This is a genomic window from Limnothrix sp. FACHB-881, assembly GCF_014698135.1.
Taxonomy (GTDB): Bacteria; Cyanobacteriota; Cyanobacteriia; order CACIAM-69d; family CACIAM-69d; genus CACIAM-69d.
Genome location: NZ_JACJSN010000001.1, coordinates 459,754 through 477,825, shown reverse-complemented (window position 1 = coordinate 477,825; position 18,072 = coordinate 459,754). Strand labels below are relative to the sequence as shown.

The following is an 18,072-nucleotide window of genomic DNA, read 5'->3' as shown; positions in this document are numbered from 1 at the left end:
CGGCGATCGCCCCCCGCCTGTTTTGCCCAGTGCCAATGCGGCGGCGCACGATCGTCCAATCGCAAACCCTTTGCACCGATCGAACCATTAGGAGTTTCCCACCGTGGCTAAAGGTAAAGACGTACGGCTCGTGATCACCCTGGAGTGCACCGAGTGCCGCACCAACACCGACAAGCGCTCGCCCGGCGTGTCGCGCTACACCACCCAAAAGAACCGCCGCAACACCACCGCGCGTTTGGAACTGAAAAAGTTCTGCCCCCACTGCAACAAGCACACAGTGCACCGCGAAATTAAGTAATTTTTCGCCCATAACCCAGTCCTTGCCCGGAGCGCTCGATCGCACCGGTTGCGGATTGTGCAGTCTCGTTATACGAACTCGGTGCGATCGGCTGTTTCCAAGCCGAGCCGCCCGCTTTTCCTGAATCACCCCTGAATCCTTAGCGAATCACCATGGCTTACTATCGTCGTCGCGTTTCTCCCCTCAAACCCGAAGAGCCGATCGACTACAAAGACGTTGATCTGCTGCGTCGCTTCATCACCGAGCGCGGCAAAATCCTGCCCCGTCGTGTAACCGGTCTGACGGCCAAGCAACAACGCGATTTGGCTGTAGCCATCAAGCGCGCCCGCATCCTGGCCCTGCTGCCATTCATCAACAAAGAAGCCTAGATCTCCGTTTGGCATTTGGTTTTTAAGCCTTTGGGTTTTTCTAAACCTTTTGCCTAGAAACGCTGTATTTAAGGTGTTTAAAAGGGGCGATCGACTAGTTCGATCGCCCCTTTGCCGTATCCAAAATCCGTGAATCCAACCCTAGGGAACTCGCCAAGCCTTTTCGTGATAGTCGTTTTGGGTGGCGTAGGGATCGGGTGCGTCGTGGCTGTGTCCATGCCCATGCCCATGATCGTGTCCATGCCCATGGCTGTGGCCGTGATCATGACTGTGCCCATGGCTGTGAGCATGATGCCCGTGATCGTGGCCATGGACGTGGCCGTGATCGTGACTATGGCCGTGATCGTGGTGATGATGCCCACTGTCCAGCGCATCCGGGGCGATCGCCTCGCCATCATCCTGACCCAAGCCCAACAGATTGCGGCTGACGGCCCGGCGGAACTTGCATAGCTCGCAGTTCATGGCCACCTGACCGGCGATCGCCTCCTGTTCCCGCTCCTTCACCAACTCAAACAAGACGGGATCTAAGCCAATTTCCGGCAGGGATTGGATTTGCACATCGGGGCGATCGAGCCGTGCTTGGTCGGAATAGCCGTGAATCCGCTTCATCAGTGCCCCCGTGAACAGGAAGTGCGGCAACACCACCACCCGTTTGGGGTTCCAAGTCCAAGCCCGTTCCCAACCCGCATCCAAACGCGGATGGGTGATGCCACTAAAACACAGCTCCAAACCCTTGAAGCCGCTGCCTTCCCAAAGCACCCGCGCCAACTTATAAGCATCGCCATTGGCATCGGGATCCGAAGCGCCACGACCCACGAACAGCAACACTGATTCATCGCGGGGGATTTCACTTTGCCGATCGAGTTCATCCAAGCGTGATCGCCACAATTCCACCAATCGATCGGCCACACCAAAATGGCGACCATAGTGGAACTTCAGCCCCGGATGGCGGGCCCGGGCGCGATCGAGTTCATTGGTCACATCAAACTTGTTGTGCCGCGCCGCAAACAGCAACACCGGCAGAGCGGTCATTTCTTGGTAGCCCATGGCCACCATTCGATCGACCCCTTCTTGAATCGACGGTTCCGTCAACTCCAAAAAACAAGGAACGACGGGCCGCGAGGTGTCATAGGCCGCAAAGGCTTCCACAAACTCCATGAAGGTGCGGCGGCCATCGTCGTCGCGCGTGCCGTGACCAATCAACAGCAGCGGAAACTTGTCAGGGGTAGACGGGGCGATCGCTTCAACGGACTCAGCGGACTTAACAGACACATTCAGCATGGATTTCAGTTCGCGCCCCGGTGCATCGCCGAGGGTCTAAGGGAATGGGTGATTTGAACTGACGGGGCGATCAGTTTCCGCGTTTTTAATGGCTCACAGCCGATCGAATGCCACTCGCACAGGACAGGGAAGCAGCGCGATCGCCCCAGCAGATTGGAGGCATTCCGACTCATGGTTTGCTCAGGGCTGGCTAAGCATATTTGTTGGCACAGCCCCACCAATCACGGCTGCGGCACAGTCGCGGAATTTCACCGCCATTTCCCACCAAGCTGCCGAAATACCTTAGCACCTTGCCCGGTCTGGTACATTGCCCCCACTGGGGATCGGAGCTTGCTGGGCCAGCCGGGTCAGTATTTGGAACAATGGCAATCACGGGCGATCGACCTCAAACCCTTCCGCTTTCAGCATAGCTAAGGCGTTCACTCGCGAAAATTCAATCCTCAATCCCCAGCAACTCTTTGAGGAATTGCACAAGCTGCAACATATCTGGCACTTGCTCTAGTGTTTCCTGGGATATCCATTTGTCTTGAGCAATACTGACCGTGTTTGTGCAACCCGGTTGCAAAACACTGACAACAGTTGCAATCAGCGCTTTCTCTCGATCAAATGGTTTCCATTTGAGATGAGTATATGGACTTAAGAGTTGGTTGTCTTCATCTAGAAACTGCTGAATATAAGCCTCTGCTTTGTCCATATAGTTTGGATAAGCAAGGCTGCCACACTGGGTAATGAGATGTTCCAAAACGCCTTGATCTTTATTGTTAGGCAGGATGTAGATACCCATTCTTGGCGAACTTTGGATGACTTGACCAATACAGTCTTTTGCTAATTCGAATCCTGGAAAGAGATCTGCCAGTTTCTCAGAATAGTCATTGGCTACTTTATGTACAGCTTTCTTGTCAGAATCAGCAATAACGGCAAAGCCGCTTAAGTATTCGAGATAACCTGAATTATCTGCGAGTTGTAGTTCAAGATTGCTGACTAAACTACTACCACCACCTGCATATATACCAGCGCAAATTCTTCGATCCTTGCTATAGAAAAATGAGGGTGGATTCAATCTTTCATGAACTTTTCCGTCACCTACTGGATAGCGCGGGATAAATTTTCGCCAGAACCGGTCTAGCTCAATGACTTCCTCTAACTGTTGATGTGTGCCATCAAACTTACGAAAATTAAGTGCTTTTTGTAGAACTCGCCCAATGAAAGATTGATCGTGATTACCTTCAACAACAATGAGGAAGTGTTGCTGACTCACCACCGCACCTCCTGACCCAAGTTTTCACGCAAGCGCTTGAGGCGCTCCCAGTCGTGGCGGACAACTCTGGTTTTGGTCTCAGTTGGCTCTAATCGATATAAAACCAAATCTGATGCTGAATCAGCAGCATCAATCATGGCATCGATCGCTTCCAAGCTATGTGTTGTAGCAAAAACTTGAACATTCAGTTTTTTTGACCATTTTGCAATCATTGCAAAGATGTTTTGAAGAGCCTCTGTATGAATAGCTGACTCAATCTCATCAATCAATAAAATTCCATTTTTGGCTTGAAAAATTGTCAGAGCAATATGTAGCCATCGGCGAACCCCATCACCAAAGATACTGACAGGGACAAGTCCAAGTTTTGTATGGCGAATGTGTAGCTTTGGTCTACGGGATGTAGCCTCACCTTGAGGGCGAGAGTAGACCATTAAGATGTCTTGTATATTGTGATCAAGTTCTTGCATTATATCTACGATATCTTGCTTGATATGCTCTTGTAATTCATCAAACATTGCTGCTGAATAGAGCAAAGCCTGAGCAGTTTCGGAACGATGAGACGGTAGCGTAATATTTGATGTTGAGAGCCTATAGGATTTACTTTTTGCAGAGCCTAATCGTAGTGCTTGATTTTCCCATAACTGAATTTTAACAGGAGCCAGTTCCTTGAATTGACTCCATAGCTGCACTTGCTCACTTTCGATACTTAGATTGATATTTAGTTCAATTCCGCGACGCAAGTCAGATCCTTTGCCGTCATACATTACATCGTCTTCAGACGAAGGACTTTGCTCTTCATCAGATCCAGTTAACTGAATTTCTTCAATCGCTTCACAAGATACATCCAAGTTTCTGACAATAAACTTTCCCAGTCCATCAATAGAGATTTTCCCTTGATTGATGACTTCTTGATCTGAATCAATCTCATATGCGAATATCCATTGCAGTAACTCAATAGGTGATGAAGCGAAACGCAGCACGTCACCTTCTCGTCTTCTGATAGTAGAAATCCATTCCCGTAGGTCTAATGGATTGCAGTAAAGGTTGACAGCTTCAAGGACACTGGTTTTACCACAGTTATTCTCGCCTACTAATAGATTGACTTGACCGAGATCTTTGAGTTCTAGATCGCGGAGTCCTCGGAATTTATGGATAGTTAGGTTGTCTAGATGATTCTTCGCCATAAAGTTTTTGACTGAAAGGACTTTCAGCGCTGTACGAATCGGAATAGGGGTTTTGCTTTTAGCTTAACCCCATTCCTGGCTTGGATATTTTAGCGGCGGGGGGTGCGATCGCCCCCAAAGCGGCCGATTTTGCCGGTGGTTTTGCCTAGGTTGGCGCGGAGTTGGCCACAGGCTGCGTCCGATTCCAGGCCCCGGGTGCGGCGGACACTGACGGCGACGCGGCGATCGTCCAGGGTTTGCATGAAGTCCCGCACGCGCATCGGGTCGGGGCGCTGGTAGTCCACCTCCGCGATCGGGTTGTAGGGAATTAGGTTGACGTGGGCTTGGAATCCGCGCAACAACTCCGCTAGCTCGGCGGCACAGTCGCGGCTGTCGTTGACCCCCGCCAACAGGATGTATTCAAAGGTGACGCGGCGGCCGGTTTCGGCGGCGTAGTCGCGGCAGTCTTCGATCAGCTCTTCAATCGGGTATTGGGCGGCACTGGGGACGATCGATTCACGAATTTCTTGGTTGGGCGCGTGGAGGCTGACGGCCAAGGTGGCTTGCAACCGTTCGTTGGCGAGTTGCCGAATTCGGCCGGGAATGCCCACGGTGGAAATGGTGATGTAGCGCTTGCCGATGCCGATGTCTTGGTTGAGCGATCGCGTTGCACTCAGCACAGCGGCGGGGTTATGCAGTGGCTCGCCCATGCCCATAAACACCACATTGCTGACCCGGCGATCGAAGTCTTCTTGGACAGTCAGCACCTGATCCAGAATTTCCGATCGTGACAGGTTGCGCACAAAGCCGCCCTTGCCCGTGGCGCAAAAATCGCAAGCCATGGCGCAGCCCACTTGGGATGAGACGCAAACCGTCAGCCGATCGCGGGTGGGAATGCCCACGGTTTCCACGATTTGCCCGTCGGTCATTTTCAGCAGGAATTTCACGGTTCCGTCATGGCTTTCGGAGCGGTGGTGCAGCTCCGATCGACCGATCGGGATGTCGGCGGCCGCTTCCCGCCAGTTTTTGGGAAAGACGGTGATATCCATCAGCGATCGGGCCCCGCGTTCGTAGATCCATTGGTGCAACTGCTTGGCACGATAGGCGGGCTGGCCCTGGTCTTTCACCCATTGGGTGAGTTCCGTGAGGGAGCCACCCAACAGCGGCGGCAGGGGCTGCCGATCGGGGCGGGACTGCAAAATCTGCGAATCGGTTTGGGCGGCGGTGTTCAGGGCGATCGGGGCGGGAGCCATGGTCAAGTCTCAGGACAAAGGGCCGAACAAACTCCCATGCGCCGTCGCCACTGGCCAAGCGGGCGATCGGGGATGGGGGTTTGGAAATTGGGCGGATCAACAGCGGGCGATCGTGAAGCGATTCAGTAGCCGATTAGGGGTCGATCGAAGCCTGTATTAGCTTAGATCGTAGCGACTCTGATCGATGATTGCCCCGTTGTTTGTTTCTTCCCCGTCTCTCCATGACCCTCGAAGCCGAAAACGCCCGCCTCCAGCAGCGCGTGCATGAGCTGGAACAACAACTGGCCCAATGGCGCGATCGCCCAACCGCCGGGCCGCCGCCCAAGCCCTACGGCATCAACTTGGATCGGACGCAGGAACCCACAGAAGTGGATCCCTTTAACTCCGAGGGGCTGTTTCGGGCCTATGTGGAAACCGCCAATGACATGGTGTATGCGGTGGATCTGCTGGGGCGACTGGTGTTTATTAATCCCTACGGAGAGCGGTTGTTGGGGATTGAACCGGGCGAATGGCGCGGCCGCCCCTACATGGACTTTGTGGCTCCGGCTTTTCAGGAACCCACGGGCCAGGCCTTTGCCAACCTGTTGCACACGGGCGAACTGATGGATTTTGAGTTTGCGCTGCTCGATCGCGCCGGTCGAGAAATTCACATGCAGGTGAATGGGCGTTTGCTCTATGCGGGGGGAGAGTTGATTGGTGGCTTGGGCATTGCGCGGGACATCACCGATCGCAAGCAGGCAGAACAGCAGGTGCAGATGTTTGTGCGGGCCCTGGAATCAACCCACGACAGCACCGCGATCGCGGACTTGCAGGGGGGCTTAATCTATGCGAACCCAGCGACCGATCGGGTTTTTGGTTGGATCACGGGGCCCAACCGCCCCCAAAATGCAGCAGCTTTTTATCCAGAAGCGGGCACAAAACAAGTGCATTGGCTGGTGCAGCAGGCGATCGACGGCGGTTGGAGCGGGGAAGTCATTTGCCAGCGCCAAGGGGGCGATCGGTTCCCTGCGTTGGTCTCGGTGGGGCCCGTGCCCGACGAGCAGGGCCGTCCCGTGGCCTTTTCGATCGTTACCCGCGACATCAGTGATCAAAAGCAAACCCAAGCGGAGTTGGCGGCCAAAAACTTGGAGTTGGAGCGGGCCAGCCAATTGAAATCCGCCTTTTTGGCCAACATGTCCCATGAGCTGCGCACACCGCTGACGGCTATTTTGGGCTTTTCTTCCCTGCTGAAGCAGCAGCTCTATGGGCCCCTGAACGAAAAACAGATGGTTTATATCGAGCAAATTCGCAAGAGTGGCGATCACCTGCTCAGTTTGATTAATGACGTGTTGGATCTGTCCAAAATTGAGGCGGGCCAAATTGAGCTAGCGATCGAGGCGATCGATGTGCCCACCCTTTGCGATTCGGCGTTGGCCCTGGTCAGTCAACAGGCGGCCGATCGGGATATTCGGATCCGCAAACGAATTCCCAAGCGCTTACAACCCCTGATGGCCGACGAGGTGCGTGTGCGCCAAATGCTGTTGAACCTGCTCAGTAATGCGGTCAAGTTTTCCCATGAGGGGGGCGAAATTGGCCTTGAGGCGATCGAGCGAGGCGGCTACGTGCATTTTTGCGTGTGGGATCACGGGATCGGAATTCCCGAAGAAGCCCGCGCCGTCATGTTCCAGCCCTTTCATCAACTGGATAATTCCCTCTCCCGTCGGCACCAGGGTACGGGGTTGGGCCTGTCCCTCACCCGACAGTTAGCGGAATTGCACGGCGGCTCCGTGGACTTTGAATCCAAGCTGGGCCAAGGCAGCACCTTCACGATTCGGTTGCCCTTAACCTTTGTGCCTCCCGGTCGATCGCCCGCACCGGCCATTCAACCCGGTGCATCGGCGGCACGCGTGATGGCGGCGGAACAGGCCCGGCCACCGCAAATTTTGGTTGTTGAAGACGATTCAACCAATGCCAAGTTGCTGCAAGACCTGTTGAGCAGTTGGGGTTGTGGCGTGGCGATCGCCCCAGACGGTTGGCGGGCGATCGATTGGCTAGACAGTCACCCGGTGGATTTGGTGTTGCTGGATATCCAACTGCCGGACATGGACGGGCTGGCGGTCTTGCAGCAAATCCGCAGTGATGAACGTTGGCAGGATTTACCCGTGGTGGCGGCCACGGCCCTGGCCATGGAGCACGATCGCCAGCGCTGTTTAGCCGCCGGGATGCAGGGCTATCTCAGCAAGCCGCTGGATCATCAAGCCTTGCGGGCGATCGTGGCCGAGTTCACCGGCTATCATCCCGTTGGCCCAGCCGGTGACGACGGTAGCGATTAGCCCAGCCCTTAAGACTCCAAGGGGCGATCGGTGACCGGCGCGGCCAAGGGCAACCGCTGGCGCAACACCCGAAACAACCGAGCCACCTGCTCCAGGTCTTTATCAGCGGGCCCCCGCTCCACCCCGCTCGACAGATCAATCCCGATCGGGGCAGCCATGGCCAGGGTGTCGATCGCCTGGAGCACGTTATCGGGGGTAATGCCACCCGCCAAAAACCAAGGCAAGGGCGATCGCCAAGCTTGTAACCGCTGCCAATCGAGGGTGTGGCCCGTGCCGCCCAAGGCCTCAGGCCGGTAAGCATCCAACAACAGAGCATCCACCGCCGTTGCGTAGGCTTCTGCTAAATCAAGGGTTTCCGCCGATCGCACCCGCAGCGCTTTCCAAAGGGTTTGATGGGGCAAGCGCGATCGCACCGCTTCGCAAAACTCCGGGGACTCATCCCCATGCAGTTGCACGATCGTCAGGTTGCCTGTGGTCACGGTTGCGGCGATCGTGTCCAAATCCGCGTTCGCAAAAATGCCCACCCGCTCCACTGCACAGCCCGCCGCCACCAGCCGATCGCTTACCAAGCGCATTTGCGCCGGACTGACATAGCGCGGCGAAGCGGGCACAGCAATAAACCCGATCGCCCAAGCGCCTAAACGGGCGATCGCCACCGCTTGGTCAGGATCCTTCAGTCCGCAAATTTTGACGAGCATCAGCAAAAATTCCGAAAAATTCCAAGCCTGAGCGTTGTGATCGGGCTTTGTTGTCCAAAAACCCTAAGGTTGGCAATGTTGAGTACTGTTAAAGTCTACCGAAACTTCTGTTAAGTCTTAATAACAGGGCTGTCTACCCCTGAGATCGGGTTTCTATAATTTGGCCGGTTTCCGCTGCGGGGAGTCAGCAGGCTGCAATGGTTCATTCATGGCAATTTGAGCTAGTCATAAGCTATCCATGAGCCGTCAATGACCGATCAAAATGACCGATCAATGGGTCATGAATTTGAGTCATGAATTTGCACCAATCATTGGCCCCATTTTTGATCCAACCAGCAGTTCCCAGCAGCCCGATTCCTTCACAACCTGTTTACAATATCAATTTCCATTGGATTTTTAACGCTTTGCTCTTGGGCAATTTCTGTTAATTATCCTCAACAATTGATGGCTTTAGCAATTGATGGCTTTAGCATTCTGAATCCTTGGAGGAACGACCCTTGTTTAATCTATTCACGATTCAAAATCTTTTGGCCGCCGCCACCACCACGGAATGGTCGCCCAATGTGGGGATCATCATGATCACTTGCAATGTGTTTGCGATCGTGATTGGTTACTACGCAATTCAAAAGCGCGGCGTTGGCCCCACTTTGCCCTTGCCTTTGCCTGCCATTTTCACCGGGTTTGGGATTCCGGAATTGTTGGCAACCGCGAGCTTTGGTCACCTGTTGGGAGCAGGGATGATTTTGGGTTTGGCTAACGCTGGTTTGCTGTAGGGTTTAGTTGCTCAACGTCGGCTTTAAAACCGCACGTTAGCATCACGCAAAAATTTCCACCCAATTTTCAGAACAAGGGGTTTAAAACCAAGATCTTAAGCCCCTTGTTTATCGACTAGACCGCCTGAGCGTACTAATTGATAGCACTAACAGAAAACCGTAAATTACCAGAAAGGGCAAAAAGGATTGCTCGATCGCACTCCAATGGGGCGGTTGATTTTGAGAGCTGATTTCGCCTAAATTTCCCCACCAAACCTGAGCCAGGCTATAGCATTGATTGCCTTGCTTGAAGCCATAGCAATTCCCCGGACTCACGATAATTGCCAAAATTTGGCTAACCAGAACCAAGACTAAAAACAATGGCTTGACCTGTAACCGATATCCACGATATCGACTGGTTAAGGTTGCCAGCCACAGAATTAAAAATCCATAGAATGGCAAGAGAAAAAATAGATAAACAATCCAAGCCAGCATGGTAAACGAGCTACCCATGAACAGGACAGTGCTCAAGAGTAAATAGCTCAGAAAACAGAACCAAAATTGCCGAAGCGAGAGCCAGGGCAGAGAAGGCGGAAAGGACATTCTAGTTACGAAGTTTTACTGAATTAGTCCCTGGCGGCCATCAGAAATTCTCATCCGTTTCATCCGCCTCCAGATCAATAATCCAATCCTGAACGAGTTGGGCAAATTCCTCGATCGACAGGGTGCAACTTGGCGATTCGTCATCCACCGTGTCTTCAATCGTGGCGCGATCGCCCGACAGATTCAAACAATAGGCATTACCCAACCGCTCCCAACCGTCTAGTTCCCCTGTTCGCACCGCTTCTAGCTTTTCGAGCAATTCTGTCGCCGCTGCTTTCACCCGCTGAATATCCAGGGTTAAAAACGCGATCGCCCGCTTTTGGGCGGTCTGTTGCGCTTGGGGGGGCTGGGGTGGTTCCGGTTCGGGCATGTTAGACGGCTCGGGGCGATCGGGAAAAAAGGGGGTCATGGGTCGGAATGGCCTGACTGGTTGGGCGATTGGGAACAGCAATCAGGGGCTTGTTTGTTAGTTTACCGGCCCCGATCGGCCAGGCCCCAAGATCCAGTTCGGCGGCGCAAAAGGTGATTGCCCCCCAAGACCAGACTTTCTGGCTCCCTAGTTCTCTAAAATCGATAGAGAAGAAAACACCGCGATCGAATCGTTTCCCCAACCCAACATCCCGCCACGGTCAACCGCCGTCGCTGCCGAAACTTGCACGGAATCGATCGGGAGTTGATAGGGTGGATGGTTGGGATTACTAGGGGCTTTTAAACCCGCCGTAAGCTATGGATTTGGTTGTACTGCAAACCTGGTTAGATAACGCATCGTTTGGCATCCTGCTGGTGACGATGCTGCTGTATTGGGTGGGGGCGGCGTTTCCCCAATGGATTCTGTTGGGATCCTTGGGCACGGCTGGCATGGCGATCGCCAACCTCTGCATGGCGGCATTGTTGGGCGCACGGTGGATTGAGGCGGGCTATTTCCCCCTCAGCAACTTATATGAATCGCTGTTTTTCCTCGCTTGGGGGATCACGGCTGTCCATTTGTTGACCGAACGCAACAGCCGCAGCCGCTGGGTTGGAATTGTCACAGCTCCCGTGGCCATGGGGATCACGGCCTTTGCGGCCCTGTCCCTTCCGGACAATATGCAGGCCGCTGAGCCGTTGGTTCCGGCCCTGAAGTCCAACTGGCTGATGATGCATGTGAGCGTGATGATGCTCAGCTATTCGGCCCTGATGGTGGGGTCGTTGCTGGCGATCGCCTTTTTGATTGTGACGAAGGGGCAGAATGTGACCCTGCGCGGTAGCTCCGTGGGCACGGGCAGTTTTCGGGATAAGGTGGCGCGGCTGGCGGTCAGCACGGCGGCCGTTGAAGCACCGGCCGCCCTGTCGATCGGGGGTGAAGCCAGCGGGGTTGCCCTGCTCGATCGCCCCGCCACTGACAGCACCACCGCCCTGAACCTGTCGCCCCAACGGTTGACCCTGGCGGACACCCTGGATAACATCAGCTACCGGACGATCGGGCTGGGCTTTCCCCTGCTCACCATTGGCATCATTGCCGGTGGCGTGTGGGCCAACGAAGCTTGGGGATCCTACTGGAGCTGGGATCCTAAAGAAACCTGGGCTTTCATCACCTGGTTGGTGTTCGCTGCCTATCTCCACGCCCGTTTAACCAAGGGCTGGCAAGGCCGCAAACCGGCGATCCTGGCCGCCTTGGGCTTTGTGGTGGTTTGGGTTTGCTATTTGGGCGTGAACCTGCTGGGCAAGGGCCTACATTCCTACGGCTGGTTTTTTTAAGGGTTAATCAACGGCTAGTTCCTGTGGCGGCATCAGACCTCACCCCAGACCTGCAGCGGCTGCTTGATCGAGCGGCTGCTTGTCGTGAGCAGGGCAACTGGCCAGAGGCGATCACCCTCGATCGACAGGCGATCCAGTGGGCCCCTGATTCCGCCCTGGCCTACGGTTCCTTAGCCCAGTCGCTGCGGGGAGCCGATCGCCGACCAGCGGCCGTCCAAGCCTGGAACCAGGCGATCGCCCAAGGATTGCCCCAGCCCTCCCAAATGGCGATCGCCCATTGGGAACTCGGCAAACTCCAATGGGAACTGGGGGAACACAATGGGGCGATCGAGCAGTTCCTGAACGCGATCGCGCTGAACCCCACCCTCATTTCCCTGCAAACCCTCGATGATCTGAGTCGTTGGCTGCGGCGGCGCGATCGACCCACCGAAGCCGCCGCCTTCGAGCAAGCTGCCTTGAAACGGCTCATTCCCGAAGTTCGCCAATTAATCCACCAGGGCAATGCAACCCTCGCAGCCCGCTGGTGTCTTTGGTCATTGCAAATTGCACCGGCCCATAACGCTGCCTATAACCTGTTGTTTGAGGCCCTAACGGCCCTTGATCGCCCCGAAGAAGCGAAAGATTGTTTTTGTCGGTTGGTGCCCGCCAGCATTCTGGACGAATTTGCACCCCGTTCCCCACTCCCGATCACCCGGGTGCCCTTAGCCGCCAGTGACTCGGCGGGCTTGAAACCACTAGCGATCTGGCCCGTAGTGGCTCCCTACGCATTACCCGAGCCGCGATCCATTTTGCGCGATCGCCCCACAGCCACTTTCCCAGCTATCAGCCCCCTGCAAGAACTGCCACGACAATGTTGGGCTTTGAGCAACGGCCGGGTTTGGGTTGATGCCTACAATCGGGTGTTTTGGGATCGGGATGGAGCAGTTGTGGATGGTCTTTCGATCGGGGTGGAGCACTTAATCGCCACCTCCCATCGGTTGCCTGCCCCACAACCCATCCAAGGCACAGTCGCCGTCATTGCCAAACAACATACAGAGAATTATTTTCACTGGGTCACGGAATTTCTGCCCCAGGCGATCGATCTTTTAGATCTTGCCCAAAGCATGGGGAAATCCATTGACTATTGGTATTTTGATGCAGACTATTTACCATTTCAGATTCAAAGCTTGGAGTCCTTAGGCATTTCACGTAGCCAAATTCTTGCGAGCCAAGACATTCCCCATTTACAAGCTGACTTACTGTTAACCTTCAACGCCAGCGGTCTAATTGAAGGTCGCCGAGAAGGCCTTCAGAAGTTGCGTCAAATATTCTTAGCTAAAACTTCGCCAAATCGTCTCCAATCTAGACGGCTATATCTAGGGCGATCGCACGCACGCCGTATCTTGAATGAAAATCAGCTATGGCCTGTACTTCAGAAACGGGGATTTGAGTCAGTTCCCGAAGGACTCTCTTTTACCGAGCAAATTCAGTTATTTGCCGAGGCATCAGTCATCATTGGCCCCCATGGCGCAGCATTTACTAATATGATTTTTAGCCAGCCTCAAAGTCGTATTTTAGAATTTTTTGCTCCGAGCTATGTCAGCCATTTCTATTGGCGATTGAGTGGTCAACTAGATTTTCAGTATTCCTATTTAGTCGGGGATGCTGTTCCATTGGATGATCAATCACCCTTATCCGAAATCAGTTTCTATCATGATTTAGAAATTTCGCCCTTCGTTTTGGAGCAAGCCCTTCAGAATTTGATCACCTCCAATTGAGTTTGTTTAACGAAATTTTTTGATGGGTATTGTGGTCTTGGCTAGCCGTTGGTTGCGTGCAAATCGCCCATGCCCCTGGCTGATTGCGATCCCCGTCGTCTCTCCACTAAGGTTAAAATTCGGGACGCGATCGACTCGTTCGATCCAAACCTTGCTGAGTGCGTCACTGTGATTTCGCCCAAACCTGTTCATCGTTCTTGGTTGGTGCTGTCGGCTGCCATTGGTGGCGCGTTGCTGGTTGTAACGGCCCTGGCGATCGCCCTGTTGTTGCGGGTTCCGGCCTTGCCCAACTGCCCCGCCATCTTTTGGCCGCTGGCTTCGGCTTCCATGCGCCTTTACTGCGCGGAAGTGGCGGCCAACAAGCGGACGGTGCGGGATTTGCTGGAGGCGATCGCCCTGGTGGAGGTGCTCCCGGCAGATCACGAATTGCGCCCCCAAGCGAATCGCTACTTAGTCGCTTGGGTGGAGGAAATTTTGCGGTTGGCGGATGGGGCCGTGCAAGCGGGCAACTTGGAAGAGGCGCTGAAAATTGCTCGTCAGATCCCAACAACGGTTCCCAATCACGGCCAAGTGAAAGCACAGATGGCCGACTGGGAGCGGGACTGGCGGGAGGCAGAAGGCATTTATAACGCGGTGATTGGGGCGATCGACCAACGCAAGTGGGATGCGGCGATCGGGAATGCTAACCGGCTGGTGCGTGGCCCCCTGCGCTATTGGGCAACGGTCAAACACGATGAGCTGCGGGTGCTGATTGCGGAAACGCGCCAGGATGATGGACGGATTCGCCGGGCCCTGGCGCTGGCAAAAGGCGGCAATCCCGATCGCTTTGAGCAGGCCTTTGAACTGCTGCGGGGCATTGAAGCGCGGCGGCGACTTTATCCCCTTGCGCAACAGACAATCGCGGATTTAACGGAACAGGTGCTGACCTTAGCCCAGAAAAGTATCGATCGCGGTAATGGAGAGGCGGCGTTGCGGTGGGCGGATTTGCTGCCCGATCGGGAATCGTTGCGGGCCCAAGCGGAAGATTTACGCAACCTGGCAACGGCGGAAACGGCGGCCAAAGGGGGCACGCCTAAGGATTTGGAAGTGGCAATCGAGGAGGCCAGCAAAATTCCGGAAGGGCGACCCCTCTATGAACGGGCCCAAGCCCAAATTGCCCAATGGCGACGGGACAGCGAAGATGCAGCGCGGTTGGAGCGAGCAAAAGAGTTAGCCCAATCGGGCACATTGGTAGACTTGACCAACGCCATTTCCCAGGCTCAGGAAATTCCGGACACCAGCGGTTTGGCGGCCCTGGCGCGGCGGGAAATTACCAACTGGAGCCGTCAAATTCAAGAACTGCGCGATCGCCCCCTGTTGGATCAAGCGGAAACCCTGGCCGGTCAGGGGCGTTGGGCCGAGGCGATCGCCCAAGCCCAGCGCATTGAACCGGAAAGCCCTTTGGCTGCCGATGCCCGTCGTCGGGTGGCCGCTTGGCGAGCGGAGTTGGAACAGCGACAGGACGAGCCGATTTTGCAACAGGCGGAGGAGCTGGCTCGGGGGGGCGACCTCGCGGGGGCGATCGACATGGCGAACCAAATTGCCAGTGGCCGATCGCTCTATCGCCAGGCCCAACAGGCGATCGCCCGTTGGCAAACCCAGCGCCAAGATCAACAACAACTCACGGAGGCCCAACAGCTCGCCACCGCCAACAGTCCGGACGGCCTCGTGAGCGCCATCCTGCTGGCCGATCGGGTCAAACGCAACAGCCCTTGGCGGAGTCAGGCTGACGGTAACATTGCCCGCTGGAGCCAGCAGCTTTTAGCTTTGGCCCAACAGCAGGCGGCCAACGGCGACTTACCCGGTGCGGTGGCGTTGGCTCGCCGCATTCCCCGGGCAGCCACCACCTACGAGGCCGCCCAAACCCAAATTAGTGCTTGGCAGCGGTGGATCTCGCCTGCGCCAGCCAGCCCCTAACCTCGACGAAGCCCATCAGGTCACGGTTTTGGCTGTGCAGTTTTGGCTGTGCAGTTTTGGCTATTCAGGCATCCCCCTAGCGCAATTCCACTTGCAATTGAAGCGATCGCAAATTGGCTGGAGCATTGGCCCAACGCAGCAGCACTTGCCGGAATTGGGCCGCTTGCTCGGGGGTCAGGGCACTGGAAACCGTGTCATCCCAAACCACGCCCACCACGGAACCGCGTTCCAGGGTGAGGGTAACCACGAACGTCCCCCGCAGATTAGCTGGCAAATTGCGTTTGAGGTATTGCGTGAGCTGCTCGATCGCCCGTTGATCCAATCCCGGTGCGCTGGCAATCTGCACCGTGGGGCCCGTTGGCAAAGGAGACGTAAGATCGCCATCCACTTCCCCAGCGGGCGGCGGCGGGGCGATCGGGAGGGGCGCGGGTTGCAAGCCGCTGCGGCCACCCGTGGGGCGCGGGGGAGCACCCACCGATCGGGCTGCCTCGGAGCGATCAGATGCGCCAAAGAAGCCTTCATAGCTGGTTCCTTCTGGCAACTCCACGGGAACCGTCACCCGCTGGGTTGAACCATCCGGGTTGACACGCACTTCCTCACTCACGGCCACAAAGGCGGTGTATTGAGACAAAACTCGATAGGCCAAGGAGGTTTCAACCACCCGATCGATCAGGGATTTCACCTCGTTGCCATAGAGCTGATTCATGAGGTCTTTGATCCGTGACCGGGCCCACAGTTGAGCAATGGCCGGTCGATCACTCTGACTAAACTCAACCTTGAACCGTTGCTCAAAGGGTTGGTTACCGGCGGTTCTGCCTGTCACAATTAGGGTTCCGGGGGCGCGATCGGCCTTGCGCCCAAAGATCACCAAGGGTTGAGCCGCAAACAGATCCGGCGCGGCGGCCGGATAAAGATCTGGGCCGGGCCCCGGCCCTTCCCAACGCACCCGCACCTCCGTGAGCACCGGGTTGGCAATTTGACGAAAGAATTTTTCCACGGGAGCTTCGGTGGTTTCGTCTTGGCGCACCACTTGCAGGGTTCCGCGTCCCACTTCCGCCAGGCGATCGAGCAAAAAGCGGTTGACGGAACTGCCCACCCCGAAGCTAAACAACCGATTTCCGGGTTTTAGATTGCGCTGAACGCTGGCGATCACCTCCCGATCGTTGCCAATGTAGCCATCGGTCAGCAGCACCACACTCCGCAATCGCCCCGCTTCGGCCGCTGGAAACCGCAATACTTCATCAATGCCCGCTTGCAGATTAGTCCCGCCGTTGGCTTGCAGGGCTTCGATGTAGCCCAAGGCCCGCTGTCGGTTGGCGGCGGTGTTGGGCAAGGGGCGATCGGACAAGCGGGTGGCCGCATTGGCAAAGTCAATGATCGTGAAGGTGTCGTTGGGGTTCAGACCATTGATGAAACGGCGCATCAATTCCTTGGACTTGGCCAACGGCTGCCCCTGTTGGGAACCGGAGGTGTCCATCAAGAACACCACATCCTTGGGCACGATCGCCCGCTGGGGATAGCCAATCGCCGGGATCAGATATAGCCCAAAGAAACCGCCCCGATCGTCCCCTTGGGTGAGCACACTGGCTTGGGTATTGGCCCCCGCCACCCGATAGCGGAGGATGAAGTCTTTGTTAGGAATTGAGTCCGCTGGGGACAGTTGCACGGCGGTGAAGCGCCCCTTGCCGGTGAAGTCGATTTTGTGGGAGGGCGATCGCACCGCTTCGATCGGCACGCCCGCATCGATCGACAGTCGGAGGCTGATGTCATGGCCCGATCGACTGCCGGGGGGCAACACTGGCGGATTAATCCGCGAACCATCGGGCACTTGATCCGTGTTGCCATTGGGGCCGATCGGGTTGCCGGGGTTATACCGCGGCCCCACCACCATTGGGAACACAAATTCATAATCCCCCCCTTCAAACTTCAGGGATTCGGTGTACTGAATGGTGACTTGGATCGCTTCCCCGGGACGAATGTTAGCCAAAGATTGGGTGAAGATATTATCGCGCTCTTGCTCCAGCAGTCCTGCTGTGCGACCCTCTTGGCGGGCTTGCTCATAAATTTGGCGGGCTTCTTCGCGGGTTTTTAAGTCTCCCTTAATCACCCGATCGCCAATCCGAATTTCCATATCGTCCACGGCGGCATTTTCCGGCAGTGGAAAGACATAAACCGCCTCCAAAGGGCGATCGAACGGATTCGTAAAGGTCTGTTGCACCGTCACTCGCGACAGGTTGCCGGTCACCTGGGCGGTCACCTCGGTTTTATCCAACACAAACCGATCAAGAGAGCCATCGGGATTGGGGGCATAAAGACCGCCCACCGGGCGATCGGGCTGGGGCGAAACCATCGGGCGGCCCTCCGGAGACATTCGTTGTGTTAACTGAGCAGCGGGAGCAACCGTGGGGCGAGTTATGGCAGTCATGGCATCGGTTGTGGGCATCGATCGCGCCATCACGGGTGCTGACGACTGGACCATTACGCCCCCCGCAGCCAGCACCACCATCCACCCGATCGCCGTCATTTGCTTACTCATTTCGATCCCCATGGCCTCACACCGGGCCCCATTAGCAATCCATCGCCATCCAACGTTCGGGCCCACCGGTCAACGGGCCCAACCAAACTCGACCCGGAAC

Annotated in this window: 16 protein-coding genes and 1 riboswitch; of the genes, 8 read left to right on the top strand and 8 right to left on the bottom strand. The window is 55.7% G+C overall.

The window, feature by feature from the left end:
• The first annotated feature begins 103 nt into the window (after nt 1-103).
• Both rpmG and rpsR read left to right on the top strand, forming a co-directional pair.
• Nucleotides 104-298 (top strand): 50S ribosomal protein L33, encoded by a 195-nt coding sequence (rpmG, locus tag H6G52_RS02050; protein ID WP_099532991.1) that lies wholly within the window; start codon nt 104-106, stop codon nt 296-298.
• Nucleotides 299-450: 152 nt separating this feature from the next.
• Complete coding sequence (gene rpsR, locus H6G52_RS02045; protein WP_099532992.1) at nt 451-666, top strand: 30S ribosomal protein S18; 216 nt, start codon at nt 451-453, stop codon at nt 664-666.
• Nucleotides 667-807: 141 nt separating this feature from the next.
• On the opposite strand, the gene H6G52_RS02040 is transcribed toward rpsR, so the two are convergent.
• The 4 genes from H6G52_RS02040 to rlmN all read right to left on the bottom strand — a co-directional run bounded on the left by H6G52_RS02040 (nt 808) and on the right by rlmN (nt 5,621).
• Nucleotides 808-1,947 carry a sirohydrochlorin chelatase gene (locus H6G52_RS02040; RefSeq protein WP_190526080.1) on the bottom strand — a complete coding sequence of 380 codons (1,140 nt, stop codon included), beginning with the start codon at nt 1,945-1,947 and terminating at the stop codon, nt 808-810.
• A gap of 136 nt (nt 1,948-2,083) precedes the next feature.
• Nucleotides 2,084-2,256, bottom strand: a riboswitch (cobalamin riboswitch).
• 124 nt (nt 2,257-2,380) lie between these two features.
• Nucleotides 2,381-3,205 carry a DUF3226 domain-containing protein gene (locus H6G52_RS02035; RefSeq protein WP_190353868.1) on the bottom strand — a complete coding sequence of 275 codons (825 nt, stop codon included), beginning with the start codon at nt 3,203-3,205 and terminating at the stop codon, nt 2,381-2,383.
• Nucleotides 3,202-4,389: an ATP/GTP-binding protein gene (locus tag H6G52_RS02030; RefSeq protein WP_190526078.1), complete on the bottom strand. Its 1,188-nt coding sequence runs from the start codon at nt 4,387-4,389 to the stop codon at nt 3,202-3,204. The genes H6G52_RS02035 and H6G52_RS02030 overlap by 4 nt, the downstream gene beginning before the upstream one ends.
• Before the next feature lie 89 nt (nt 4,390-4,478).
• Nucleotides 4,479-5,621, bottom strand: coding sequence for a 23S rRNA (adenine(2503)-C(2))-methyltransferase RlmN (gene rlmN, locus H6G52_RS02025; RefSeq protein ID WP_190526076.1), 1,143 nt, complete (start codon nt 5,619-5,621; stop codon nt 4,479-4,481).
• On the opposite strand from rlmN, the gene H6G52_RS02020 reads away from it, so the two are divergent.
• Together H6G52_RS02020 and H6G52_RS02015 are read left to right on the top strand one after the other, a co-directional pair.
• Nucleotides 5,620-5,781, top strand: coding sequence for a hypothetical protein (locus tag H6G52_RS02020; protein ID WP_190526074.1), 162 nt, complete (start codon nt 5,620-5,622; stop codon nt 5,779-5,781). The two genes, rlmN and H6G52_RS02020, sit on opposite strands and share 2 nt — an antisense overlap.
• 61 nt (nt 5,782-5,842) lie before the next feature.
• Nucleotides 5,843-7,933 carry a PAS domain S-box protein gene (locus H6G52_RS02015; protein ID WP_190526073.1) on the top strand — a complete coding sequence of 697 codons (2,091 nt, stop codon included), beginning with the start codon at nt 5,843-5,845 and terminating at the stop codon, nt 7,931-7,933.
• 8 nt (nt 7,934-7,941) lie between these two features.
• On the opposite strand, the gene H6G52_RS02010 is transcribed toward H6G52_RS02015, so the two are convergent.
• Nucleotides 7,942-8,631, bottom strand: coding sequence for a phosphoribosylanthranilate isomerase (locus H6G52_RS02010; RefSeq protein ID WP_190526071.1), 690 nt, complete (start codon nt 8,629-8,631; stop codon nt 7,942-7,944).
• A 497-nt stretch (nt 8,632-9,128) separates the two neighbouring features.
• Between H6G52_RS02010 and psaK the strand changes: the two genes are divergently transcribed.
• Nucleotides 9,129-9,404: a photosystem I reaction center subunit PsaK gene (gene psaK / locus H6G52_RS02005; protein ID WP_190526069.1), complete on the top strand. Its 276-nt coding sequence runs from the start codon at nt 9,129-9,131 to the stop codon at nt 9,402-9,404.
• Nucleotides 9,405-9,512: 108 nt separating this feature from the next.
• Here psaK and H6G52_RS02000 read toward each other — a convergent pair whose 3' ends face one another.
• Nucleotides 9,513-9,896, bottom strand: coding sequence for a hypothetical protein (locus H6G52_RS02000; RefSeq protein WP_190526067.1), 384 nt, complete (start codon nt 9,894-9,896; stop codon nt 9,513-9,515).
• 130 nt (nt 9,897-10,026) lie between these two features.
• Nucleotides 10,027-10,395 carry a hypothetical protein gene (locus H6G52_RS01995; RefSeq protein WP_190526065.1) on the bottom strand — a complete coding sequence of 123 codons (369 nt, stop codon included), beginning with the start codon at nt 10,393-10,395 and terminating at the stop codon, nt 10,027-10,029.
• 317 nt (nt 10,396-10,712) lie between these two features.
• Between H6G52_RS01995 and ccsB the strand changes: the two genes are divergently transcribed.
• The 3 genes from ccsB to H6G52_RS01980 all read left to right on the top strand — a co-directional run bounded on the left by ccsB (nt 10,713) and on the right by H6G52_RS01980 (nt 15,436).
• Complete coding sequence (ccsB, locus tag H6G52_RS01990) at nt 10,713-11,723, top strand: c-type cytochrome biogenesis protein CcsB (RefSeq protein WP_190526063.1); 1,011 nt, start codon at nt 10,713-10,715, stop codon at nt 11,721-11,723.
• A gap of 23 nt (nt 11,724-11,746) precedes the next feature.
• Complete coding sequence (locus tag H6G52_RS01985; RefSeq protein ID WP_190526061.1) at nt 11,747-13,480, top strand: glycosyltransferase 61 family protein; 1,734 nt, start codon at nt 11,747-11,749, stop codon at nt 13,478-13,480.
• A 69-nt stretch (nt 13,481-13,549) separates the two neighbouring features.
• Nucleotides 13,550-15,436 (top strand): chromosome segregation ATPase, encoded by a 1,887-nt coding sequence (locus H6G52_RS01980; protein WP_190526059.1) that lies wholly within the window; start codon nt 13,550-13,552, stop codon nt 15,434-15,436.
• 76 nt (nt 15,437-15,512) lie between these two features.
• On the opposite strand, the gene H6G52_RS01975 is transcribed toward H6G52_RS01980, so the two are convergent.
• Nucleotides 15,513-17,972 (bottom strand): VIT domain-containing protein, encoded by a 2,460-nt coding sequence (locus H6G52_RS01975; protein WP_242026115.1) that lies wholly within the window; start codon nt 17,970-17,972, stop codon nt 15,513-15,515.
• Between the last annotated feature and the right edge of the window lie 100 nt (nt 17,973-18,072).